Annotated in this window: 20 protein-coding genes and 1 pseudogene; 4 read left to right on the forward strand and 17 right to left on the reverse strand. The window is 44.8% G+C overall.

Annotated features, from left to right (window positions below; genetic code table 11):
• Positions 1–15 precede the first annotated feature (15 nt).
• Both ABEA66_RS15095 and ABEA66_RS15100 read right to left on the reverse strand, forming a co-directional pair.
• Positions 16–2,079: a hypothetical protein gene (locus tag ABEA66_RS15095; protein ID WP_345588493.1), complete on the reverse strand. Its 2,064-nt coding sequence runs from the start codon at positions 2,077–2,079 to the stop codon at positions 16–18.
• A 417-nt stretch (positions 2,080–2,496) separates the two neighbouring features.
• Positions 2,497–4,749 (reverse strand): helix-turn-helix domain-containing protein, encoded by a 2,253-nt coding sequence (locus ABEA66_RS15100; RefSeq protein WP_345588495.1) that lies wholly within the window; start codon positions 4,747–4,749, stop codon positions 2,497–2,499.
• A 274-nt stretch (positions 4,750–5,023) separates the two neighbouring features.
• Between ABEA66_RS15100 and ABEA66_RS15105 the strand changes: the two genes are divergently transcribed.
• Positions 5,024–6,637, forward strand: coding sequence for a type 2 periplasmic-binding domain-containing protein (locus tag ABEA66_RS15105; RefSeq protein WP_345588497.1), 1,614 nt, complete (start codon positions 5,024–5,026; stop codon positions 6,635–6,637).
• A 207-nt stretch (positions 6,638–6,844) separates the two neighbouring features.
• Here the strand turns inward: ABEA66_RS15105 and rbsK are convergent, their stop codons facing one another.
• From rbsK to ABEA66_RS15175, 14 genes and pseudogenes are all read right to left on the reverse strand, one after another.
• A complete protein-coding gene (rbsK, locus tag ABEA66_RS15110) occupies positions 6,845–7,795 on the reverse strand; it encodes a ribokinase (protein WP_345588499.1) in 951 nt (316 codons plus the stop codon).
• A gap of 79 nt (positions 7,796–7,874) precedes the next feature.
• Positions 7,875–8,714, reverse strand: a complete 840-nt coding sequence (locus tag ABEA66_RS15115; RefSeq protein WP_079913263.1) for a carbohydrate ABC transporter permease — start codon at positions 8,712–8,714, stop codon at positions 7,875–7,877.
• A gap of 12 nt (positions 8,715–8,726) precedes the next feature.
• Positions 8,727–9,596 (reverse strand): carbohydrate ABC transporter permease, encoded by an 870-nt coding sequence (locus ABEA66_RS15120; protein WP_345588502.1) that lies wholly within the window; start codon positions 9,594–9,596, stop codon positions 8,727–8,729.
• A 73-nt stretch (positions 9,597–9,669) separates the two neighbouring features.
• Positions 9,670–11,001 carry an ABC transporter substrate-binding protein gene (locus ABEA66_RS15125; protein ID WP_345588504.1) on the reverse strand — a complete coding sequence of 444 codons (1,332 nt, stop codon included), beginning with the start codon at positions 10,999–11,001 and terminating at the stop codon, positions 9,670–9,672.
• A gap of 32 nt (positions 11,002–11,033) precedes the next feature.
• Positions 11,034–11,930, reverse strand: coding sequence for a nucleoside hydrolase (locus tag ABEA66_RS15130; protein ID WP_345588506.1), 897 nt, complete (start codon positions 11,928–11,930; stop codon positions 11,034–11,036).
• Between the two features lie 122 nt (positions 11,931–12,052).
• Positions 12,053–13,678: a response regulator gene (locus ABEA66_RS15135; protein WP_345588508.1), complete on the reverse strand. Its 1,626-nt coding sequence runs from the start codon at positions 13,676–13,678 to the stop codon at positions 12,053–12,055.
• Positions 13,656–15,410 carry a sensor histidine kinase gene (locus ABEA66_RS15140; RefSeq protein WP_345588510.1) on the reverse strand — a complete coding sequence of 585 codons (1,755 nt, stop codon included), beginning with the start codon at positions 15,408–15,410 and terminating at the stop codon, positions 13,656–13,658. The genes ABEA66_RS15135 and ABEA66_RS15140 overlap by 23 nt, the downstream gene beginning before the upstream one ends.
• Positions 15,411–15,702: 292 nt before the next feature.
• Entirely contained in the window at positions 15,703–15,993 is a 291-nt protein-coding gene (locus tag ABEA66_RS15145; protein ID WP_345588512.1) for a hypothetical protein, read from the reverse strand.
• A 6-nt stretch (positions 15,994–15,999) separates the two neighbouring features.
• The gene (locus ABEA66_RS15150; protein WP_345588514.1) at positions 16,000–16,335 is read right to left on the reverse strand and encodes a hypothetical protein; all 336 of its coding nucleotides are present in this window, start codon (positions 16,333–16,335) and stop codon (positions 16,000–16,002) included.
• Positions 16,332–17,855: an MFS transporter gene (locus tag ABEA66_RS15155; RefSeq protein ID WP_345588516.1), complete on the reverse strand. Its 1,524-nt coding sequence runs from the start codon at positions 17,853–17,855 to the stop codon at positions 16,332–16,334. Before ABEA66_RS15155 ends, ABEA66_RS15150 begins: the two co-directional genes overlap by 4 nt.
• The gene (locus ABEA66_RS15160; protein ID WP_192704791.1) at positions 17,852–18,040 is read right to left on the reverse strand and encodes a hypothetical protein; all 189 of its coding nucleotides are present in this window, start codon (positions 18,038–18,040) and stop codon (positions 17,852–17,854) included. Before ABEA66_RS15160 ends, ABEA66_RS15155 begins: the two co-directional genes overlap by 4 nt.
• Complete coding sequence (locus tag ABEA66_RS15165) at positions 18,030–18,566, reverse strand: Rieske 2Fe-2S domain-containing protein (RefSeq protein WP_345588519.1); 537 nt, start codon at positions 18,564–18,566, stop codon at positions 18,030–18,032. The genes ABEA66_RS15160 and ABEA66_RS15165 overlap by 11 nt, the downstream gene beginning before the upstream one ends.
• Before the next feature lie 25 nt (positions 18,567–18,591).
• The gene (locus tag ABEA66_RS15170) at positions 18,592–19,155 is read right to left on the reverse strand and encodes a 4Fe-4S dicluster domain-containing protein (RefSeq protein ID WP_345588521.1); all 564 of its coding nucleotides are present in this window, start codon (positions 19,153–19,155) and stop codon (positions 18,592–18,594) included.
• A pseudogene (locus tag ABEA66_RS15175) lies at positions 19,152–20,561 on the reverse strand (molybdopterin oxidoreductase family protein); the annotation flags it as partial. The pseudogene ABEA66_RS15175 and the gene ABEA66_RS15170, both read right to left, overlap by 4 nt.
• 412 nt (positions 20,562–20,973) lie before the next feature.
• Here ABEA66_RS15175 and ABEA66_RS15180 point away from each other — a divergent pair.
• The 3 genes from ABEA66_RS15180 to ABEA66_RS15190 all read left to right on the forward strand — a co-directional run bounded on the left by ABEA66_RS15180 (position 20,974) and on the right by ABEA66_RS15190 (position 24,367).
• On the forward strand, positions 20,974–21,186 hold the full coding sequence (locus tag ABEA66_RS15180; protein ID WP_256865503.1) for a hypothetical protein: 213 nt from the start codon (positions 20,974–20,976) through the stop codon (positions 21,184–21,186).
• Positions 21,187–21,960: 774 nt separating this feature from the next.
• A complete protein-coding gene (locus tag ABEA66_RS15185; RefSeq protein WP_345588525.1) occupies positions 21,961–23,643 on the forward strand; it encodes a GMC family oxidoreductase in 1,683 nt (560 codons plus the stop codon).
• Between the two features lie 19 nt (positions 23,644–23,662).
• Positions 23,663–24,367 (forward strand): YheC/YheD family protein, encoded by a 705-nt coding sequence (locus ABEA66_RS15190; protein WP_345588527.1) that lies wholly within the window; start codon positions 23,663–23,665, stop codon positions 24,365–24,367.
• 115 nt (positions 24,368–24,482) lie between these two features.
• Here the strand turns inward: ABEA66_RS15190 and ABEA66_RS15195 are convergent, their stop codons facing one another.
• On the reverse strand, positions 24,483–25,562 hold the full coding sequence (locus ABEA66_RS15195; RefSeq protein WP_345588529.1) for a Gfo/Idh/MocA family protein: 1,080 nt from the start codon (positions 25,560–25,562) through the stop codon (positions 24,483–24,485).
• Positions 25,563–25,725: the final 163 nt, after the last annotated feature.

The following is a 25,725-nucleotide window of genomic DNA, read 5'->3' on the forward strand; positions in this document are numbered from 1 at the left end:
TATTGTGTTGTTCGATCACGATGGCCGGAACCGGTTGTTAAACTGCTTCCGCCCCCACTCTACTGCAATCATGATGTTTCCGGTCCCGGCAGGTGTCACGGATTTGAATGTGATCGTGATGTTGCTCTTATCTGCGGTAACCGAAGAAATACCAGTCATATTGGCATCGGCTGACAACGCTGAAGCCATATACCACTCAGGGGCAATGCCTAACAGGTGGGGGACATAATAAGTGACATTACCGCCATTTACCGTAACGATAGTCCGCTGCCCCGTAAATACAATTTCATCACCTATATAGGAAGACTGTGACGGATACGATACAGAGTCCCACACTTTGGTCAAAGTTGTATCCGTCTCCGGCGAATCTACCTTATCCCAGTATTCGTACGTGCCTTGCGGATACAAGTCGTATGTGTACTCGAACACGCAGTAGTTCGTATATTTGGGACGGCGGAAGTATAACCAGTAATTGGAGGCCGCGTCGGCATATACAGCAAATTTCGCGAATAAATCCCCCGATCCGTTAAATCCGTCTCCATCTACCGTAAATACCGGTCTAAATCCTCCGGCCTCATTGCCTCGAACTCCGAAAGCAAATTCGGCTGATGCTGTACGGTAAGAGGCTTTGCCATAATCCGTAACAGTTCTGACACGACCGCTGAATAACGATTTATCCTTTCCTATACGACACACCCGAAACCATTGCGCATAGTTTTGTACACCGGGCTTAGGTTCACCTATATCCCGCAGCTTTTGGTATCTCAGATCACGCCATGTATTTTTCCAATCCTCCGCTTTGCTTAAATGAGAGGTTCTTACCGGCCCGTCGAAATTAATAATTCCGGACGTTTCCGGATCATCGATTTGAATGAATTTGCCGGTAAACCCCGCTCCCTCCGGCGGCGTCTCGCATCTGAACATACCGCTGGAGTCACGAATAGTGCCATTTTTTCCAAAGCCAATGCCGATCGAGCCGCCTGATGTCCAAATATTCACTTCCAATATTGCATTATAAATTTCATGCTGGGCGTTGTTATAAGTATTGTCACCGACTAGCATCCCAATCTGACCGTCCCGAACATTTAGGGAGACATTGCGGAACGTAGTATAACCATACGATGGCATGTTGGATGTGCCCGGTTGACGTTTGAATACGACATGACGCTTACAGTTACTGATAGAGACATTTTCCAACGTCGTTCCTTCAACCCAGAAATTACGGGTATGTAATACAAGGCCATCACCGCCAGTAAAACCGTACATACTGACATTGCGAAGCTTGAACCCATATGTATCCGAGATTTCAATCGCAATCGAATTTGGATTGATGCCTCCGTTTATGGATAAATCTACAATGGCATGACTGGTTCCGACTGCGCCGCTCCAGGTAGTCGAATCTCTCCAGTAACGGAACAAGTATCCGGCACCATTCCACAGTAGATTGGTAACGCCAACCCCTTCTCCACAAATAATTACATTTGGAGGTAGGTCTATATTCCCTCCTGATGCTGTAAAGTCGTACGTACCGGCGGGAAGCAGCACTGTCCCACCCTTCTCGGCTGCCAATACCAGAACATACTTGACTGCAGCCGTCGGATCCGTGAGCCACAAATCGGAATCAATAACACGCCAGATCGGCTTGGCCCCACCGACAAGACTTGCACCGCTGATACGGGCCAATGATTTATCAAGACCGGTCTGATATACAGCTACCCATGCATTTACGCCAATACCTCCGTCAGCAAGCGGGTTATCTGAAGTAGTCGTGTGCGGTCGTGCTCCAGCCCACCGATATCCGGTTGTGACACCGGCTGGTGTAGTGAATTCCAATACTTCCCACTCCTGCGTGATCCGTACCTTGGGTCTAAAAACGCCGCGGGCACGGATAAAACTGCCTGGCGTATGTTCTGAATCACCATGGTTTCCATAAACGGAATCGGTGACGGATGAAGATTCCCTGGCATTTGCTCCTCCGGCCGATACTCCATATAGAAGCGCTGCGGCTCCCGCCATGCCCATTGAAGCAAGAAGTTTTCTACGGGTTAACTTCTCCTTTGAATCTTTTTCATCGGTCATGCCCCATACCTCCTCAGCATGTTTTTTCGATGGCATCACAGGAACATATACAGGCCCTCTCTCGTCCTTCCATGAGCTCGTGAAAATAATGTCCGCTCATTTGTACCTTCCGCAGAAAAATTACGTGAACAATGTAATCGTTTGCATATGCATATTACGAATCGATCGCCTTTTCAAACTAGCAGATGCAGGCTCGGAACGTAAATATGCCGTTAAATGACGATATGCCATTCTTAAGCAAAGCCTATTTGCTCAAGCAACAAAACCTATATTTTCTTAGATGAAGCCTCTGACGGATGGCATAATCTTCTGTTCATTTCCCGCAACAAAAGAACCGGCTTCCGAACAACACATCGATGATGCGTTATACCGGAAGCCGGTTCATCCAGTCCTCTTCTATGGCGAAGTATAAACCGTTTAAATATTGTTGTATTTGCGAAACCCCCCCGGAGTCGTCCCGACCTCCTTCTTAAACTTCCGTACGAAACTGGAAACGTCGCAGTAACCAATCTCAGAAATAATCTCGATAAGGGGCTTCTCGGTCGAGCTTAAAAGCTGTTTGGCTTTTTCAATACGCAGATAATTGATGTAATCGGAAATGCTTTGCCCAGAGCATTTCTTGAAATAATAGCTTAAGTTGGAAAGAGACATATTAAAATGATCGGCCATGTTCTGGACTGTAAAGTTTATATCGTGATAGTTCGTGTCTATATACGCGACCCATTGCTTCAATAACTCGTCATCATGCTTCTCACGAGTATCTTGAATATATTTGCACAGAGTTTGACAAACAACAGTGATACTTTGCCCAAGTTCTTTTACCGTTTCAAATTGGGCTAGGGATAGGACATCTATAGCTCCCTTGTCCAGGCCAATGAACTTTTTATTAATCTGCTGCATAGCTTTCAGCACCGTATTGATAATATCATAGCAGAGGCAACGAGCTTCGAACAACGGGATGTCGTACTGGGTAATTTTGTCCACCAGTTCCTCCACAATGAAGGAGATTCGTTCCGTATTACTTTCTATGATAGACAATTCCAGCGCTCTTAGTTCATCTACCGGGTAAGGAAAATCAGATACGGCGGCAATGCGGATGTCTTCAAAGTAAATGATTTGATCCGTTCCCTTGACCAATCGGTAATCAAGTGCCGTATAGGCTTCCAGGCACGATTTGCCGACCTGTCCTGCTGCCTCGTACGGGTTACCTACACCAATCGCAATATGAGAGTGCAGCTCATTTGTTAAGAGCTGCTGCATATGCGTTAAAGTATCATGCAGCATTTGACGATCCGATTCCCGGCCGCAGGCAAGTATAAGAATCAACCGATTGTCGATATTTAAACGGACATAGCCTTCAATTTCGTCAGGTATCGCCTGTTCCAATAGCTCTTGAAGCATGGAAGCCCTCTCTCTCTGCTGCGGTTCCAAAGCAGCTGCGGAAAAGATGACGACGCGAAAAAATGGCAGGCTAAAGGAAAGGCCAAAATCGCTGCCTTTTTCGTTAAACGATTCTGCATTCGGGAAAATCCCACTGAGCAAATGGGACAATAGATATTCTTTGACGGCACTACGATTGCTTGTGACCTGATCTTTCAAAATTTTATTCGTTTGATTGATCCGGTTAATCGTCATTCGTACCGCTTCAAACTCATTTCCGGTTTCTGCTACGCTACCTGTTTCCGATTCGGCAAACAAACGAAGCTGGCGGATGGGACGATAGTTTAAGCGCATATTGAACAAGATGACCGTACCACCTGCTAGTACAATAACAAGAAGTGCTCCAAGGAAAGCATTCTTGGCGGCATAGACTTGGCTCATCGCTTCTTTTACAGGCATGACTATAAAATAGCTCCAGCCGGTTTCTGGGGACTGGATATAAGAGACGAAATGGGAAGAGGAACCGAATTTCGTGATGACAGAATGTTCAACCTGGTTAGGTTGAATGATAGCCATTAAATCCTGTTCTTGAGGACGATTGCTCTCCTTCGAAGCGGCGACGATCTTGCGCTCTGGATTTATTGCCAGGATATTGCCTTTATTGCTGCTCATCATTTGTTCAAATGCATGCTGTTTGATAATAAACAATACCATGCGTTTATCGTAATTCGAGCTATTGGGAATAAGATAGCTTACGACATGACCCATTTCTCCTCCGCTTGCACCATCCGGTACCCATACCCCATTGCCGTCAATATCCCGGGCTACGGCTTGAAATTGCTCCTCCGAAATTGTATCGCCATAATAGGCTGACAAAAATTCTTTTAACGTATAAGTCCGCGTCGAAGAAACGAATTTATTCAATTGTTTGTAATAAACGACAGTATCGCTTATAAAGTTATTTCCGGAAATATAGCTTTTTAATTGGCGAATCCCTTTGGAAGTATTATACGGGCCATCGCCGATTTGCTGCGTAGTAAGGTCCGGATTGTTATATATTTGGTAGGCAATCGTGTTCATCCCCGCGATTTGATGATCTACGGAAGTTACGACGTGCTGGAGAATATTAACGTTGTTCTTGATTACCTCTTCCTGCAACATATGGAAGAAATAATTGTAAACCAGGATGACGATAATCGAGAGAGGAATAGCCAATACCAGCATATACGATAACAAATAGCGCAGAAACAACCGGTTTGTTTGCAAAACATTTCGTTGTGGCCAAAACATAATTTCACCCCGCTTTGATAGCCTCTTACTCTCTTGTACTCACTTATATGCTTTCTCAGAATCCTGTTCGAAATTGTTTGCGCTTTCACGGGTTTGTGTATTCAATATAGCATATCCTTCATTGATTGTATATTTCATCCAGCATGGAAATGCCCTTTTAGAACAATGACCAATGCCTCTACAATGGCATATTTACTTATCGATGTTCTTTTTGTTATGGTTAGGATATTTAATTGAATCAACGGATGAACCTCTGTGAAAGGAGTAAGTGTGTGTGAACAATAAAGCCCGGTTGCTTCTAATCGTTTCATTATGGAATGCCATCTTTCTATCGGGATGCAAACCATCGGACATTTCAAATACCAACAATGCTTCAGGCAGCTATGAAGAAACGAACGGTAACCAAATCATAGAGAACGGTGTCACCGTCAACTTGACGGGATACCCCATTGTCAATCAGCCCATTACATTGAAAACCATTGTTGTTACTTCCTATAAAGGCGACTACAATCAATCCAAGTTTTTTCAGGAACTGGAGAAAAAGAGCGGAATTCATCTCGATATTAAGCAAGTCTCCGTCGATAATAGGGATAAATTGAATTTAATGTTCTCCTCCCGTCAGTATCCCGATCTGTTACTGCGTTCCGATGCGTCTCCGTATCAAATTACTATTGCTCAAAACAACGGGGATATTATCCCTTTTTCAAGCTTGCTGCAATATGCACCTAATTGGATAAAAGTGCTTGAGTCAAACCCGGCGGCCAAAAAAGCGATGACTGCCCCAGACGGGAGCATTTACAGCTTAGGACTTATTCAACAAAATCCCGTTTATTTGGGCATACGCGACCAATGGCTGATCAACAAGAAATGGTTGGATCAGATCGGCGCGGAGGTTCCGGCAACAACCGAGCAATTTGCATCTGTCCTGGCACAATTCAAGGCGAACGCTGGAGTCGGGGTCATTCCAAAAGACATGATCCCTTATTATTTTCGATGGGACCAATATGTAGGAGGTCAATTGGATTTATACGGCGGTTCCTTCGGCATCCTGGTTCCAGACGATAACTATGTGTCGGTCGAGAACGGCAAAGTCCGTTTCCAGGCTCTTAACCCGGATATCAAAAAGCCGCTGGCTTATCTGCACCGATTGTATAAGGAAGGATTGATTCCACCCGAAGTATTTACGGACGACTGGGGCGCTTATTATGCCAAGTTGGCAGCCACACCGGAAATGGTCGGTGCCATTGCAGCCTACGGCAATCCTAATCCCGACGTTTATGTGCCGATGCTTCCGCCCAAAGCTGAGGGTACCCAAGAGCAGTTGTATCGACGACAAACATGGATTGTCCGCACTAATCAGTTCACCCTATTCAAAAATAATAAGTATCCTATCGCCTCCGCCCGGTTGGCCGACCTGCTGGCTGATCCCGATTGGTCTGTGCAGGAAACTTACGGATTGTTTGGAGCAGGCACGAAAAAAAATAGTGACGGTACTTATGACATCTTGCCGGAAATCGCAAACGATGGTGGAGTCCCTAATGTGGATGCAGTTTCGGCGATCACACCAGACTTAGCCTCCAAGCTCCGCTTCTTACCGGGAAATAGCAATAATAACCGTTCTCAAGCTGTTAAGATGTACGAGCCTATTGTTGCGCCGCTTGACAAGTTTTTCCCAGACTATGTCGCCTATTCGGCAGACGACCGCGACAAACTGACGCAATTGCAGATGAACGTTAGGGACTATGTAAGACAGACATTCATTCGCTGGGTCGTCCAAGGCGGCATTGAGCAGGATTGGGATGCCTACGTCGCGAAGCTGAAGAGCATGCACGTGGATGATATGATCGTGATTATGCAGAAAGGCCTTGATGACTACAACAAGCAATAATGGTTTTATCGCTGCAGGATTTCGGCGGTTTACACACAAAAAACCGCCAGTCTTCTTTAGACTGACGGTTCCTATTTCACAACAACGAAATTTTCGTTCTGAAGGTACAGCATATTATCCAGTCGTAACTGGTTGTTCTGTACGCCGGATACCCTACGATCTCCACTGTCCTAAGATACGGGGTTCATTAATCTGCCACCAAACTTATTAATATACTGCCAATGTTCCTCTAGAACGGCTATGTTCATTTAAGAAGTTGATGACTTCCTCAGTATTGGGTATTGATTCTTGGGCTCCGGCACGGGACACCGCAATAGCTGAAGCGGCGCTAGCTCGCTGCAAAGCATCCTTAATCGTCATACCTTGTTGCCTGGCCGCAATAAAAGAACCGATAAACGTATCGCCTGCAGCCGTTGTATCCACGACATGGACAGGATAAGCTGACGTAAAGACAACTTCTTCCTGGCCGTTCATATAGAGAGACCCTTTCTCGCCTAACGTTATGATAACTTCCTTGACCCCTAAATCAATAATTTGCCTGGCGGCTTGTCTGACGTTCGATAAATCTTCCTCTAGTCGTATTGAAGTAATGAATTCGGCCTCGGATTTGTTCAAGATCATTACATCTACTAATGGAAATACATCCTCTTCTATCTCTAGTGCGGGTGCAGGATTGAAATAAGTTTGTGCCCCCCGTTGCTTTGCAGTTTCAAGTGCGTATCGCGTACAGGCCCACGGTATTTCGTTCTGTACAAGTAATATCGATGTGGAGTCGAACAATTCCGGCAGCCCTTGTAAATCTTTAACCGTCAAGCACCCATTCGCGCCTTCGCTTAGGAAAACGTTGTTTTGGCCTGACTCATCTACAACAACAAAGGCTGTACCAATATCGCTATCCTTCCATAAGACCCGATCTGTATTTACTTTGTACTTTTTAATGGCAAACAGGATATCTCTGCTGTAAAAATCATTACCAACCGCCCCGACTAAAGTAACATTTCCGCCCGAAAGAGCTGCCGCAACAGCCTGGTTGGCTCCCTTACCGCCAGATTTCGTGTCCGTTTTGTAGCTTTGAACCGTTTCTCCCGGATGTGGAAGCTTTCGAATATAACATACAAAATCCATGTTAATACTTCCAACGACCACTATGTTTCCCATTGAATTTACCTCCCATAGGCCTAGCGGATATTGAACTTTCCACTGCACCCGATTTCATTTGCCGCTTCCATTCATGGAACTATTCCTTCGACCCTGTATTTGCGATTCCGTTGACAAAATAACGCTGCAGCGGCAGCAAAACAAGGACAGGCACGATTACGGCTATGATGATGCCGGCAAACATTTCATTCCAATAGGTTGCAAACTCGGTGACAAAATCGCTCAACGCAACCTGGATGACTTTATACTCTTTCGACCGGGTTGCAATCAACGGCCACATAAAGGATTCCCACTGATGGATAAAGATTAATAATCCGGCACTTACCGTTACAGGCTTACACAACGGCAGGATGATTCCCGCATAAATTTTGAACCATGAAGCTCCGTCGATACGGGCCGATTCGATAAGCGCCTTAGGAAGATCAAGGAAAAATTGCCGGTAAAGGAAAATAACCAAACCATTAGCCAACCCGGGAACAATAATGCCGGAGTAGGTATCAATCCACCCCAGGCTGTCAACCAGGCCGTATAAAGGGATCGCGATAACCTCAAACGGTATCATAAAAGTCAGAATAACGAGGAAGAACAATAAATTTCTTCCTTTAAATTCGAAATAGACAAAAGCAAAGGCTGCCATCGAAGCGATAATCAAGCCGATGACAACATTAACAATGGAAACGTAAAACGTGTTAAAGAAGATTCGTCCAAAGCCTCTTTCTACAAATAAGGAGATGTAAGCATCAAAAGTAATTTCAGTCGGAACAAACGTTCTCCAAGATACTGGAGACATATAGCGAAAGATCTCGTCCAAAGGCCGCAGTGATGAGACCAGCGCAAACCCCAGAGGGAGCAAAATCACTAACCCCAGAAGGATGTGTGCGATATACAGCAGTGGGATCGTACCTTGTTTGCGTTTCATGGAATCTCCTCTCTAATGTTTGGCCCTAAGAAATTTGAATTGCAGAGCAACGATGCTTAAAGTTAAAAGGAGCAGAATAATAACGATCGCTGAGGCTCTGCCCGAATCAGAGTAAAGAAAAGCGCTGTTGTAGCTCTCCAGCATCAGGACATTCGTACTGTGTTCCGGTCCGCCCTGGGTAAGAATATACATGGGGGAAAACAGCAGGAAGTTGGAAACCGTTACCGATACAGCGACAAACGTTATGGACCGCTTCATCATTGGAAATGTGACCTGTTTAAACTGCTCCCACCGCGATGCCCCATCTATGGATGACGCCTCGTATAACGAAACGGGAACCTCCTGAAGCCCGGCAAGAAAAAAGATAGCCCAATACCCGATACCTTTCCATGTTGCAATCCCGATGATTGAAGCAAGAGCTTGTTTGGAACCTGTTAAAAAGGGCTGCTGCTCTAAGCCCAGGCCGACCAGCATGGAGTTGACGACTCCTTGTTCAGGACTCAGCATGATGTTCCATAAAATACAAGCGGTAGAAACCGAAACGGCTACGGGAACAAAATGAATCCCTCTAAACAGCCCGATATGCTTGAGCTTGGCATTTAGTAATAACGCCAGCATAAAAGCAAGAATGACCTGTATCGGATTGACGAATACATTGAATAACAACGTAATTTTCAAAGAGTTCCAAAAAACCGGATCGCTGAGCAGAAAGCTATAATTTTTCAAACCGATGAATGCTCCACTGTCGCTTAGAAAAGAAGGTGCATAAAAGCTGTCTTCCAAGCCCTTAAACACCGGATACAGCTTAAACATTAGCAATCCGAGCATGGCTGGAAATAAGAAGATATAAGGGGTGATCCTCTCTATTCTGATGTCATTCACCTTCAGTCATCTTTTGTTCAATAGTTCTGAATAAAGGGATGGGATTACCCACCCTCATCCCCAGAACACTTATTTACTTCACCACAGATTGATACTTCTTTAACTGACTATCGACCAATGTTGCGGCATCGTCTAACGCTTTCTTCGGATCGGATCCGTTTTTTATATCCTCAAATGCCTTGTTAACATTGTTTTCCCATTCCAAGTAGCCTGGCGTTTTGGGGCGTGCAACTGCTGTTTCGCGTGCTTCCCTTGCTGCTAATTTCATAATGCTATTGGGAAATTCTTTATATTTAGGGTCTTTATCGATCTGATCCAGCAGCTCCAAGCTCGCCGGCAGCGCCCCATTTTCATCAAACCAAATTTGCGAGCCCTTTCCTAACGTTAAATACTTGACAAACTTGGCTGCCGCTTCTTTTCTCGTCGAATATTTGGAGACGCCTACATGCCAGCTGCCTGTAGGTGTTACTATCTTACCCCCGGCAAAATAAGGATGAGGAGCTATCCCAAAATTCATCCCGGCATCTTTAATTCGCGGCATATTCTGGGTTGAAGCCAAGAACATCGCCACTTTTCCGGAAATAAAGTAATCCAGAGCTTCCTCCCGCTTGATCTTTGGACTAATCTTCTCTTTATTGAACAGGTCCGAGTAGAATTGGAACGCGCTCACCATCTCCGGTGAATTCGTGTATCCTGTAGCAGTTAGACCGTTGTCGCTCAGCACCTTCGCGTTTTTACTTTGTCCAAGTGCAATGAGCTGATAAGCCTTGCCAACCTGATCGAAACTGAAACCATAGACGTCATTTTGATTATCGCCGTTCGTATCCTTGGATAATTTCTTGGCAACTTCCAGTACATTCTCCCACGTCATCCGATATTCCAACTGATCCGATGGAAACGCAATGCCTGCTTTCTGAAACAAATCTTTATTATAAAACAGCACGACACTGGAGGTATTCATCGGCGCCGCCATTAGCTGTCCTTGATAGGAGCCTGCCTCTGTTGCCGAAGCTATCCATTTCTTCTTTGCGTCAGCACCTATCAGGGCATCGAGCGGCTCCAAATAACCTTTTAACGAATAGCCCATTGTCAGCGGAACATCGACCGAGATAACATCCAGATCCTGTGCCTTGGAAGCAAGCTTAATTTCAATGGTTTCGGTCAGTTTGGTCGAAGGACTGAGCTGCAGATTCACCTTGATATTGGGATTTTCCTTCTCGAACTCTTCGATAACTTTCTTAATAGGCTTTTCCCAGATGGAATTAGCCAAGTACGAAATTTCTGTCGTGCCTGAAGAGCTAGCCTCTTGCTGGGCGGACTGAGTATTTTTGCCCGGGGTCCCGGAGCATCCTGCAATGAGCAATAGTGCAAGCGAACAAACGACGCTAGTTTGTATTTTTTTCAAAGTAAAAGCCCCCTTCTATTAATGCGTATATATCAGCAAAACACTCTTTCTTTCAACAGCGTCAGGAAGGATTCGCGGTCCACTTCCAGGCAAACCTCAACATTCCCGTCCGCACTGAGCTCCCCAACTGTGATTCCCGTCGGATGTCGATGATCGTAATCAACGCGGATGCTCATCCTGCGGGTCGTTACAAGCTGGCGCTCTATCAGCAGCGCAACAGCTAAAGGATCGTGCATAAATGTGAAATCCCTCTTTCGGTAATCCATATAACCTTCAATTTGCTTGGTCAAAGTAAAGGCCAATGGGGTCCCTGAGGCTGCCAAATCGTCTTTATCTTGTCTCGTAATGGCAACCTGTCTGGTCACATCCAACCCTACCATAAGGATTGGGGCTCCACTGGAGAACACCAGCGACGCTGCTTCAGGATCGCATTTCACATTATGCTCAATGGGAGGGAGCTCCGCTGCGATGCTGCCTAACCGAACGACACCGCCCATCATGACGATTTCCTTGACGTGCCTCACTAGACGCGGCTCTCGAATGATAGCTGCAGCGATGTTTGTCAGCGGCCCGATGGTCACCAAAGTAATTTGACCCGGGTTATTCATCACCGTTTCAATGATAAAATCAACGGCATGCTTGCCGTCGTTCCTATCCCGGTCTTCAATGTCCAGCCCTTTTCCTTCAATCCCAGCCCAGAACACCTCACGGTTGTGTAGTAGGGTCTGTACAATCCCGGGATACACATCGACCTCGCTGCTACCGGACAAGGCCATGATTTTCTTGGCAATTTCCGCACGGACTTGTACATTACCGTATACGGTTGTAACTCCTTCAAGCTTGATTTCCGGCGATCTTAGCGCAAGCGCTAGTGCGACGGCATCATCCGAATCCGTTCCGATATCCGTATCGAGTACTATGCGATTCATAACTGGAGTCCCCCTATTTGTTTTGAGATATTTCCGATTCATAACTAAAGTATAGGTTGTATAGGGGGAGGCGAAAACGGATGATATTTTAAGATCATAGAGGACAATCTAAAGATTGCGATTTATTCCCGACCCGACATGCCGCGATACTCTTGCGGTGATACGCTATAGTAGCTTTTAAACAGTTTTGTAAAATAGGGGGTATATTGATAACCTAGCATGGCGGAGATTTCATAGATTTTGGCCTTCGAATTTCTCAACAAGTAAGCAGCCTTCTCCATGCGGTACCGGTATATATATTCGCTCAAGTTCTCGCCGGTTTCTTGTTTGTACGCGGCCGACAAATAAGACGGATGAAGATGGACATGCTCGCTGATCGCCTGCAGGGTTACATTCTCGGAGAGATGTCGCTCGATATATTGATGAATTTGCAATACAAGGGGGCTCTTACTCTTACTCACATTACCGCGAATAGCAACGCGTTCTTTAAGCCGATTCAGCACCTGAACCGCCCAATCATGAAGCAGTTTCACGGTACGAAACGCAGGAGTGTTATTCCCTCTCATATAGGGCGCCTCTATCACATCCGCCATTTGCAGCCCGTACATGTGAATCACATAGGTGTAGGCATTCGATAAAGCAAAATATACTTCCGATAAATATTCAGCGGAGTCCATTCCGTTGCTGCTCAGCTCTTCAAAAATATAGTTCAATCTCACCTGTGCATCTTGCCACCTGCCCGTCTCTAACAGCTGTAGAACGGTAGGAGGTTCGTACAACCGCTGAAGAGGCCGCAGTGGTGTATGAGGCGGTTGGTCCCACAGACGATGAAACAGCTCCTGCTCGCTTTCGGGCAGCCTTCTGAACAGCATCAAAGCTTTTTGATACAGCTCGGTAAGACCTTGGGGGAAAGCTTCAAAGTCACTGATGATGACCGAGATTTTTCCTTGAAGGTATATCGTTATATAATGCTGTAATTGCGGGATCAGCTGCTCCAGTTTTATTCGGGAGGCATCCAGCAAATCATTGTTTTTTGTTTTTACTAAGAAAGCCAGATATTGACTGTCGTCTTTGCAGGACCAGACTTCAAAAAACTCTCGCAGCACTTCTTCTGCAATATTGACTATTGCATATTCAAACAAGGAAATGTCCCGCTCCTCATATTCCAAAAAGCGATTTTCAATTCTTAACAGCATCAAAGCTGTCTTATCCCCTGATGAGAAAGGAATACTTAACCTTTCCATTTCTTCGGTCAATTTCTCCGGGGTCTGCTTTCCGCCTTTAAGAACATCGAGCAGTAGAGATGCTTGTAAGCGCACGATATGAGAACGAAGCGTTTCCTGCGCTTTTTTGTTGGAGACCACGGCTGCCCTCTTTTGTTGTAATCCTTCAGCTGTTTGAAGAATGGTCTGCAGCAGCTCGTCTTTCTTGACCGGCTTTAACAGGTATGCCGCTGCGTTAGTTTTTAACGCTTGCTGTGCATATTCGAACTCAGCATAGCCAGATAAAAGGATACATTCGATATCTATCTGATTCTGTTTGATATACTCGCAAAATTGAAGCCCTGTCATTCCCGGCATGCGAATGTCGGTGACAACAATATCGACAGGGAACTGCTCAACGACCTGCACAGCCTCCTGCCCGGAGGCAGCTGTATATACGCAATCAAAGTTTGTAGTTTTCCTTATAAATAAGGCCAAATCCTCCAAAATAACGGGTTCATCGTCAACGAGAAGCAATCGAATCATGTTGAGTCCCCTTTCTCCAGTAAATAGTCACACTAAGTCCTGACAGACCTGATGATGGTCGCAATTCCAGTCCGGCTTCTTCACCGAACCAATACTTCAAACGCTGCTGCACATTCCATAGTCCATATCCGGTTGTTTCATCCATTGGTCTATCAAGCTCTTCCATTAACTCACGCAGCCTGTCTGCTGTAAGGCCAACGCCGTTATCCTCGATCTTTATGCGAATGCAATCCTCTGTAAGCTCTCCGGTAATCTGAATGACGCCTTCCCCCATCTTGGGTTCCAAGCCATGAACTATCGCATTTTCTACAATGGGCTGTATAAGGAGCCTTGGCATACGCAAATTCATCATTTCATCAGGAATTATCATTTCGTATTGAATCCGCTGCATCCTTAACAAGTGAATTTCCAAATAGTTTTTCACTAATTTCAGTTCATCTCCAAGACAGGAGTGGGGATCGTCCAGCCGGGTGATATAACGGTAATAATCACTGAGATTGTAAGCCATGGCGATAACAGGCTCATTGCGCCCAAGACTGGCAGAACTGATGATGAAGTTAAGGCAGTTGTACAAAAAATGCGGATTAATTTGAGCCTGCAGCTGCTTCAGTGTAGCCAGCCGAGACCGGTTTTTTTCTTCATATACATCCTCAATCAGGTGTTGAATTTGCCCTGCCATATCATTAAATCGAACAACTACAAAATCAAATTCATTATGAAACCAACGATTCAGCCTCACGTTAAAATCACCGCTTTTAAATCTCTTTAATACACTGGTGAGTTCGTGAAGAGGAGCCTGAACATGTTTATACAGCAGGAAGGATGTCAGTATTCCTACCGCTAGCAAGAGGATAATAAAACCATAAAATAAGTTTCGAATCTCGGTGATGGGAGCTAAAATTTGCTCCAGCGGTGTGTAATCGACAATATAATACCCGAGTGCTTGTGAATAGACGTAATTTATCATATAGCTTTTTTTAGCTACTTCCGTTACAAAGTCACCCTTTTCCTCTAATGCATTTTGAAATAGAAAATCGACGATCGCATCCGTAGTTTGTGTATCCGAGGTTCGGTTATAGCTGATATGATTTTGTCGGTCAACCATGAAGGGATCGCCTTTGCTGCCCGTCTTCAACTGATCCAATAGAGAGGTAATATTTTGCTCATAAAAAGTCATTTCTACAATAACGACGCTTTGATCCAGCTTCCCGTTATCATTTATCGGCCCGCCTGCGTAGTAAACAAAGGATGACATATCTGGGTGGTCAGGATCCGATCTGTAGCTCCAACTGGTATTTCTTATATTTTTGTCTAGCTGCTGCTCATCATAAGGGATTTGTCGAAAAGTGGTAGATAGAGTTTTTTGAACAGAGGGAAAGTACAGTGTGATATCGTTGTACCAACTGCTGGCGGAGCTCTGAAGAGTCAATTTTTCCTGAACGGTCGATTCGATCCGACTAGATAGCTGTTGTTTGCCGGTCAATAGGGTTCTTTCCATACCCAGAACTGTTGTATCTCTAGTAAGTGTGATCGCATTCATAGCTAAGCTAACAGCTATCGAATCCAATTGTTTGCGGAAAAACTCCAGCTGATTGCTTTTTTCTTTTTGTAAGAGCCCTTCCACGACACGAACGCTAACCTGATTCGATAATCCGTAAAGGAGTAAGATGGGTATTAGAAAAATAAAGATAACGGCGTTGATTTTTGAGAAAATATTTTTTTTGATTATCATGTAGTATCCCCTTTTTCCGTGCATGATCTTTAATTCTCATGTGCTATGAAGAACTCGTCGCCATTATATGGGTTTATAGGGTAAAAAATCAAGATGTCCGCGATTATTCATATTTTATACACCATAATGCTTATACTGCTAGATAGGCATAGGTCTGGAAATATTATCCAGTCTGTATTTCCTGAGCTCCATAATCCATTATTCAGGTGTGCATGTAACAACAAAAAACTGACCTCAAGAGGTCAGTAGGTAAGGAACGCTATTATGATATTGAGGAATGCAACCAGGGGACCTATTGGCCAAAATGCACTTTATATACAAGCTGAGCACCCAAATCGGAGGAACAAAGCACAGCGCCATGATCGGTTGTGACAAGGCTGGTCAATGCTTCCTCCTTGATGGGAATGGCAAGAAATTGATGTTCATTCATATAAATTTTCAGGTATTCATCGTTATCGGTCATTTTTATTTTGACAAGTGTCATTTTTTTAGGTGGCGCTACGGGATCATAACCTGCTTGATCCTCAATATGCACCTCAATCTCTGAGCCTAGCCAGCATGACAGCTTTTCATCCCACTTCATCCACGTTCACCTCGTCTTTACACGGCAGCAGCCCGCATCCTCTTTTGGTGTTACCTTCAGTTGATAACCCTGCAGATGCTTCCAAGAGCTGGAAGCGGAATACGCGTCATTCTCGTTAAAATCTTCGATATAGTGGAGCAGGTCATCCTCTGACTCCCAGATCCCGAGCCCCTTCACTTCAGCGACAGCAATATCGAGCCCGTCTTCTTCCCGGTAATCGATATACCAGCTTCCCCGCCCGGCAAAGAGTTCCTGTAGCTGTTGGTCAAGCGCCGTCCTAAACGGGGGCTGCGCATGCTCGCGAATAAAACACAAATCCAATGCAAATTCGCTAGCCATCATCCTCTTCCTTCCTGCTTAAGTCCCCTTTGTTTGGTAATATCGCTGAACATTCCGGCATAATAGACGATATCCCCTGCTTCATTCTTGACCCCGCTAATGGTGAGCCACTCCAGATAGATTTCTCCGTTCTTTTTACGATTCCAGATCTCCCCCTGCCAAAAACCCTGACTGCGAATCTGATCCCACATTGCGCTGTAAAATCCGCGGTCCTGTTTGCCCGATTTCAATAAACTTGGTGTTTTGCCGATGACTTCTTCGGCTTCGTAACCCATAAGCTCAGTAAATGCCGCATTGACTGAACGAATATTACCGCTGGAATCGGTAACCATGATGCCTTCTACCGTATTTTCAATAATTTTGGACGAAAGTCCCAGCGCCTCCTGATAGAACATCCAGACAATGAGAATTAAACTTGCTAAAGCCACCTGGGATAAAGCCATAAAGCCTATGGTGTAGTGACCTGTGAGCTTATACAGGAATGTTAGCATCAATGGAGGAAAAAATCCGCCCAACCCGCCCATCGCTGATATGATTCCATTAGCAATACCGGCTTGCTTTGAGAAATACATGGGCACGAGCTTGAAAATCGTGCCGTTACCTGTTCCCGCACACAATGCGATCGTCAAACACCCTGCCGTATACCAAGTCATGGACGGAGCGAAGGAAAGCAGAATTCCGGCGACAGTTAGCCCAGCGAAAACAAACATAAGAATTTTGAAAGGATTCAATTTATCTCCAAGATATCCCCCAACAGGCCTCATAAGCGTGGCAAGAACGATAAATCCCGCTGTGCGCATGCCAGCATCAACCTTGTTAAGATGAAAGCTGCTGACCATAAAGTTGGGCAAATAAACCGTAAAGGCTACGAAAGAGCCGAAGGTAAGAAAATAAAATAAACGTAAGAACCATAGCTTGGAATTTCCCGAAACCCCTTTAATCTGCTCCACAAGGGAGGTTTTCACAGGTGGTTCCTTACGATCTCCCGCAAAAAAGTTCAAAGCGGCCATGACAACAAGAAGGATGCTGTACAACATGACCGTTTTTGACCATCCCAGATGGTTGGCAACGATTGGCGCTCCGAATGTCGAAATCGCTGTACCTACATTACCGGCCCCATAAATTCCGTTAACAAAGCCATGGCGTTCTTTCGGATAATATTTGGGCAGAGAGGTTACCCCAACAGAAAACACAGCTCCGCCAATACCCAAGAAAAAGCCGCCTATAATCAGATCCATGAAGGAATCTGCTTGACTTACCCAATATACAGGAGCCAGCAGAAGAATGAAGCTGATCGCAAATAGTTTTCTGGCACCGTACCGGTTCGTCCAATACCCTACAGGCACCCTCATTACTGAGCCGAACAAGACAGGGATGGCTGTAACCCATGTCAGCTGGGAAGGAGTCAGCTTGATCGATTCCTTAATAAACGGCATTAACGAAGAGAGAATCACCCATACCATGAAGCCAAGCACTAAGCTAACGGTTTGCAGCGGCAGCTGCATTTTTTTGATTGCATTCATTGAGTATCACGCTCCCGACGGTAGATCCATAAAGCCAATGGAAACAACAGGATGTTGCATGCTGCATAGATAATAACCGTACGATATTGTTCGAAATAGTACGCGTTGACTGCTTTCTGGGTGCAGATAATATTCAGAAACAGAACTGCACATAGAAGAAGCACCCCTGCATAGCTACGCTTCATAGCGCTTCACTCCTATCGCGTAAATCGCGCCTTGATCCTTCTTCAGCAGGACTTCAGGCAGCGGTCTTCTCGGTGGGCCGGCGGTTGGAGCCCCTGTTCTGGCATTAAATATCCCATGGTGGCAAGGGCATACCATTTCGTCCTGTTCCTTGCTCCAGAACACGGGACATTTCAGATGTGTACATGCATTCTGATAGGCTTTATATTCATCCTCGCCAAGTCGGATGAGCAGCGCTGAATCATGCTCTCCCGGATAAGCGAATTCCACAGCGTCGCCGACCTTCAGTGAGCAGATATCGGTTATTTTTAGCTCGGGGTATGCTTTCTTCTTTAAACCTGCCAATTCTTTTGCCGCCAATGCTCCCCAGGGAAGTGTAGATACGGCGAAAACCCCCGCAGCCCCGGCCAGCGTCTTCATAAATCCGCGCCGATCCAGCTTTCTTTCGTTATTTTTATGTATGTTATGCGTATAGTTATCCTCATTAAACGGACTATGGTTATTATCACGCTTTTTGTCTTGTTCCATATAGGCTCACCCCATTACATGTGGATTAGAACAATTTTTGCTTTCCTTGCAGAATGCCCGGAAGGCTGAGCTTTACATTGGTTTCCCCTTCAAGCGGGTCGATTGGCTGGTGGCTTGCCGTCCATTTACCCAACTGATGCAGTGATTTCTTTGCAGCAAGCTCTTCTTCAGTCAGCCACTGCAGGGTATTCGTCGGGCAAACCGATGCGCACATCGGCGGGATGCCCTCTTTGGTACGGTCATAGCACAAGTCACACTTATACATCAGGTTCTGTTCTTCATCGAATTTGGGGATTCCATAGGGACAAGCGATTGTGCAGTTCTGGCAGCCGATGCATTTCTCAACCAGAGCTGAGAGCACAGCGCCTTCTTCTGTGATCTGGATTGCTTGCGCCGGACAGCTTCGGGCACACGCAGGATTGACGCAGTGCAGGCACATGAGCGGAATCGTTTGCCGCGTGACCAGCGGATTCACGTCATATACGTAGTTCCGGTTCCTTTCATCATGCCCTCCGCATTGCGTACAAGCAGCCAGGCAGCTGCGGCAGCCGATGCAGTGGTCCATTTCAATATACAGATACTGTTTCATCGGATGCTCATCCCCTCCGGCTGCTTCTCAATCTGGGCCGCACAAGCTTTAAATTCAGGCATTCTGGACATTGGATCCAGCGCTGGAATCGTAAGCAGATTAATGGACTGTTCATGACCGAAGTGATAAGGAACGAATACGGTATCCTTGCGAATCGCTTCGATGATTCTGACCTTGTAAAATGCCTCCCCGCGGCGAGTATACAAACGAACGATTTCTTCATGTTGAATGTTATATTTGGCAGCCGTTTCAGGGTGCACCTCAACGTATGGCTCCGGGCACATATCCCGCAGAAACGGAATTCTTCTCGTTTGATTGCCTGACAAGTAGTGATACACGACCCGGCCAGTCGTTAAGCGGAGCGGATACTTTTCACAAGGCTCCTCGGCCGGCGGCCTGTAAGGGAGCGCACACAGCTTGGCTTTGCCGTCTGCGTGATAAAACTTGTGATCCAGGAACATATGCGGCGTGCCCGGATCTTCCTCACTGCGGCATGGCCAGAAGACGCCATCCTGCTTCTCGATCTTCTCCCATGTCGCTCCGTAATAATCGGCATAGCCGCCTTTAGAAGCAAGACGAAATTCGTCAGCTACATCTCTGGCCGTCTTCAGGTGGCGGAAATACTGCCCCCTGCCAAGCCGCTCGGCCAGCTCTACCTCGGTCAGCCAATCCGGCTTCGATTCGCCGATAGGCTGCTGCGCTTTATTGATTTTAATGATCCGGCCTTCCAAATTCGTTACGGTGCCTTCATCCTCAGACCAAGTAACAGAAGGGAGCACAACATCGGCGAACTCGGCGGATTCTGATAAATAAATATCGGAGCAAACCATAAAGTCCAGTTTCTTAAGCGCCTCGCGGACAAAATTTTGGTTCGGCGCAGAAACAGCCGGATTCGAGCAGAGCAGGTACAGACCGCGGATGGTCTTCTGCTCCATCAGCTCAAACATTTCATAAGCCGAGACGCCTGGCTGAGGCATTTCTTCCGGAGTAATCCCCCACACTTTGCATACTTCTTCCACATGCTTCGGGTTGGTCAGCTTGCGGTAACCGGGCAGCAGATCGGACTTTTGTCCATGCTCACGTCCACCTTGACCGTTTCCTTGTCCGGTAAATGTAGCAACGCCAGACTTCGGACGGCCAATTTTGCCAGTGACCAGACACATATTCGTGTACGCGGAGACATTGTCCGCTCCCTTGTGCTGCTGCTCAATCCCGCGAGCAAACATCACAATCGCATTGGGCGCCTTGCCGTATATTTCAGCTGCGCGAATGAGCTTCTCAGGTGCAACGCCTGTGATCTCGCTTGTATATTCTGGTGTGAATTCCTTCACAACCTCTTTCATCTCTTCAAAGCCGTTCGTGTGATTGGCTACAAATTCATCGTCAACGTGACCGTTCTGAATAAGCTAAAAACGGGCTAGTATGTGAATAATATCACATACTTAGCCGCTGCTCGCTTAAGTATACTGCGCAAACCGCTAGCAATCGCTTGAAAAGGCTCATAACAAAAATGAAACCCTTAGCTCAAAACGTGCTAAGGGCGCCTCTACCTATCAGTCAAAAGCATTCAAATCGAAAGTACCATCCTCCCATCGATATACGAACTCCATTTGTTGAAAACTCTTGTATAGTTGGAATCTTGACTCCTGATCGAGTAGACCATTAGAAAATGAAAGAATTGATGACCGGCACCGGCATCCAGAAGCGGTTGAAACTAATGATCTCCAGATTCCTTAGGCGCTTATCATGTGCCGCTTACGGGCTTTTATCATATTGTAATATGGCCTAATATTTGCATCTAAAAAAGGAGTGTTTATTTTGTCAGCAACTATGACCCGTGATATCTATACGTACCATAATAATCCATTACATCAAGCAGGGCGGCATTTTGTGATGGCAGAACACTGCGAGAGAATGAAAATGGCATGTGCCGGTAATCCTGAACTATTTTATAAATATGCCGAATGCGAATACTATCATAAAGCACTTGCACATCGTTACAAAGGGATAGCCGCAGCAGGAGGCATGTAAGTCCAGAGCACGACTGCCAGCGGAAAAGCCAAGGAACCGTTACCGACCTTAATCAGTGAAAAACTGCACCCCCATTGTTAGACACCATCTAACAGTTGGGGTGCAGCTCATTCATGCCATTAGCACGATTTCGTTGAATTAACGAAACCATATCTGCCATTACGGTACCAATAGTGTTTAAGCCATAGGTTCAAAAAAATGGCAGCAACAGACTCTTATAAATCCAATGCTGCCACTACACTTTTTTGACACTGGGCAATGAGAAACTAAAACACAATGAAGTTCAAATTACAAAACCAAAAACGGAATTTATTTAAAAATGACTAGGTTTGTGCTAACCGGTATCCAGCCATTGTGGCTATGCCCTTGCTGCTTCCACTCTTTAAAACAATGCAAAAAAGTAGTAACTCTGCTTCTATGGGGTGAATTAGCAAGCTTGATCCGAAACGTTGGGTAACCCACTTTGAATACGATTATTTGTGGAATACAGTCACCATCCTAGCCCAGTGCTCTTTCGCATGGGGGATCTTTTTGCGTTCATATATCCACTAAATAGGCAAAGACCGTGTTTCCCCTGTGCGAACGTACATAGACTGTTGCAGTGGTTTAAGTATCGCAACCAATAAAGAGTGAAATCTCAATCAATATCGTCAGCAAGATACTCACATGACGTTACCGGAAATTCTTAGAACGCTTCAACACTGAGCAGCATCTTGTAATGTAATAACATTATCATTAACCTGGTTGGATAACTCAGAAAAGGAAGTGGATTTAGTGGGAATTCGGCCTCCTGTAAATGATACTTTTGATTATATCGTGGTTGGTGCTGGAACTGCCGGAGGAGTAATAGCCAAAAAACTGACTGATAATAAAAAAACTTCGGTGCTCGTTCTTGAAGCTGGAACGAATATGATGAATGATAGTCCTTCTGTTGAGAAGGCTTTATTATTAGCCAGTGATAATAAGCTGTCTTTCAACATTCTTTCCATCTTGGAGCAAAATCTTGGACGTCAGCTTAAATTAGAAGGCGGCAGAGTATTTGGGGGAAGTTCTCAACATAATTTCATGTATGCAGTACGCGGAAGTCGTAACCTATATGACGAATGGGCAAGTCTCGTCGGAGATCAGTGGAGTTATGAGAGTGTACGTTCTTTATTTAAACAAAATGAAACGTATACAGGTCTTACGCAAAGTCCGAATGACCGGGGGACAAAAGGTCCTATTTTTGTCAGGCAACAAATCATTCCGAATGACGGGCTTACTCGCACATTAGCCGAAGCAACATCAGACGTTTTAGGCATCCCGGTTGTCGAAGATTATAATACAGGCATAAGGGATTGTACATTTTTCAAATCTCAATTTATTCAGAAAGAAGTAGATGGTATGTTTGTTCGTTCATCTACGGCAACCGGGTATTTGAATCGAAATATTGTTACTCAAGGCAATGAGTTCCGTCCGGATGAGTTCGGGGTTGGCCAGAGAAAATTGGTTATTTTTGCAAAAACAACGGTAAACAAAGTCTTATTCAAGAAAAAGAACAGGCTGATGATTGCCAACGGCGTTGAATTTGTCAGAGACGGATTGTCACAAGCAGCTTTTGCCCGAAAAGGGATCATTATCTCTGCAGGTAATTTGTCCTCGGTCATACTACAGCGTTCAGGAATCGGCAGTTCGGCTGATTTGGCGCAGGCAGGGATATCAACATTGGTAGAGAGCCCAAATGTTGGTCACAATTTTCAGGCTCATCATTCTGTTGGATTGGGTGTAGAAGTAGAAACAAACCGGCTTCTGCAGGTATTGGCTGCTGACCCCGACCAGCCGATAACAATAGGCGCTTTTAAAAAGGATAACGGATCAGGACGCCGGCTCCAATTACTGGGAATTCCGGTACCGGCGGCGCTCCCGGTTCAGGAAGTGTTTATTAATAATTGGGAGTTTGATCCTGCGAAACCAAGTAATATAATGAGTATTTCAATTATTAATCTAAACCCTAAAAGTAAGGGCACGATAACGGCAGCACACAGTGATCCCGAGGCTTATCCGTCGGTTTCCTTTAATCCACTCGAAGATCCGGATGACTTAACTTTTTTGGTGGATCAATACATTGAAACGTTCAATATTATGATGAGGGCTCGTGCTCTGGATCCAGACGGTATTTTTAAGGTTGTATTCCCTCCTGAGGATATATTCAATTTACCGAATGAGGAAGATAAACGAAACCGGCTTGCTTCTTATGTTAGGGCATCTTATGCGAATTTTGACCATTTTGGTGGACAATGTAGAATGGGGAAAAATATCCGAGAAGGAGTCGTTGATGGATTCCTGAATGTCTTTGGTACCCAAAATCTTAAAGTAGCCGATCTTTCCGTCGCTCCTGTTTTACCTGACGGCAATACTTCCATACCTGCTCAGATGATCGGATTAAATGCAGTACGATTTATCCGCGCAAATCTCTAACGTGAAGTTGGATGAATAGATGAAGGATCGTTCACAAAACAAGTGGGCAAAATTCAAAGTGTTGAAAGGCACGAGTAAGCTTGACCGGTATTTGCCGGAAACCCAAAGTTTTTCACGGAAGTCTTTATGGGAATATATGAGGAAATACGGAGCGGTGATACTTAAGCCGTATCACGGTAAATCAGGATACGGCATAATTCAAGTTTCTCCATTAGAAGAGAATCGGTATGTGCTACAAAATGAAAACAAAAAAATCGTTTTAGATGGTAAGCGAGCTGTCTTTGGTCAACTAAAAAAAATGATCCGTCAATCAAAATATTTAGTACAACGCCGTATATGTTTGGCTGAAATAAATAAAAGACCGTTTGATATAAAAGTGCTTGTACAAAGAAAAAAACAAAAACAATTATTATGGAAAGTAAGCTGTATGCTGGCGGTAGTGGCTGAAAGAGACTATGTTGTTACGAACGTTTCCAGAACAATACTTCCAGTTAAGAAAGCGATTGAACAAACATTCCTGAAGCCAACTCCAACTCATAAATTAATAAAGAGCATAAAAAAAGTCTGTTTATTGGCGGCAAAACAACTAAGTGATTATTATCCATCACAAAGCATTATAGGCTTTGATATTGGTTTGGACCATAATGCCAAGGTTTGGATCATTGAGGCTAATTTTAAACCAAGTAAGAAACCCTTTTTAACTTTAAAAAAGGCATCAGATTAGAATTAACATATATATCCATCTACATTGCTGGTACCACCAGCAATGTAGATTAATATTGTTATTTCACCATAAAATGTCCGTAATTATCGGGTGAACACTTATGGAATAGAGCAATTTATTCAAGATCAATGGTTACTTCTCGCTTCAGTAAGGATGATCGTATAATACCATCAATAATGGCTTGATTTCGTACAATTTGCTCCCCAGGTATAGGCGCCTGCTTGCCTTCTAATACCGCATGAACAAAATCACGAACTTTTTCGTGAAACAAATTTTTATTATGTTCTATTACCGGAATCTGGCTCTCAACATGTTGACCTCTAACATCGTGGAAATAGGATATAGCACCTACGCTCCCATCAAATACACCACTCCATGGACCTTTACCGGCAGGCGTAACTTTCAGTCCGCCCTCTGTCCCCAAGAATAAAGTTGGACCCAGAGTATCCATATGCATAGCCCAAGATATTTTAAAATTCAGTACGAGATCATTTTCAAAACGTATCATAGCAACACCGAAGTCTTCTACATCGAAACGACTTGCTTCCTTATGATAGCGGGAATTGGTTCCAAAATAATTACTGCTGCTTGCGGAAACTGTAACCGGTTTAGGATAACCCATCGCATTCAATGCCATATCGAGGGAATAACAGCCGATATCTGCAATCGCACCTGCTCCAGCAATATCCTTGGAAATAAATGTTCCCCCAGGCATGCCTCTTCTCCGGCCTCCGCCAGTTTCTATATAATATACCTTTCCGAGCTGACCAGATTGCACAATATCCTGAATAATTCTCATATTCGGATCATAACGGGGTTGAAAGCCTATATTGAGCATGAAGCCAGTTTGCTTTGCAGTTTGGGCCATTTCTATCGCTTCATTTAAAGTAACAGACATGGGCTTTTCCAGCATGACGTTCTTCCCAGCCTTCAAAGCATCGATAGTGGTTTGATAATGGGCTACATTCGGTGTGCAGATGCTTACGCAATCCAAATCTAATTCCAATAACCTCCTATAGTCATCAAAAGGTTGTGCTGATGGAATATTCCAGAAGTCAATAAATTGTTTAGCCTTCCCAGGTATTACATCCGCAACCGCAACGATATCTACATCGGTTAGTTCTCGATATGCTTTCACATGCGAGCCAGCAATCCCCCCGCTGCCAATAATACCGATCTTCAATATTCTGCTCATACGTTTACCTCATCTCTATAAGATAATAATAAAGTAGCATAAGCCCCGCGATAATATTAGTTCAACATTCAGACAATCGCATTCATAAATTACGACATTACATAGGAAAAGGACTAACGTACATATTTAATTATATTTCTAGTGCTGCTAATTTTGTACAGAA

This window comes from Paenibacillus vulneris (genome assembly GCF_039543185.1).
GTDB lineage: Bacteria > Bacillota > Bacilli > Paenibacillales > NBRC-103111 > Paenibacillus_S > Paenibacillus_S vulneris.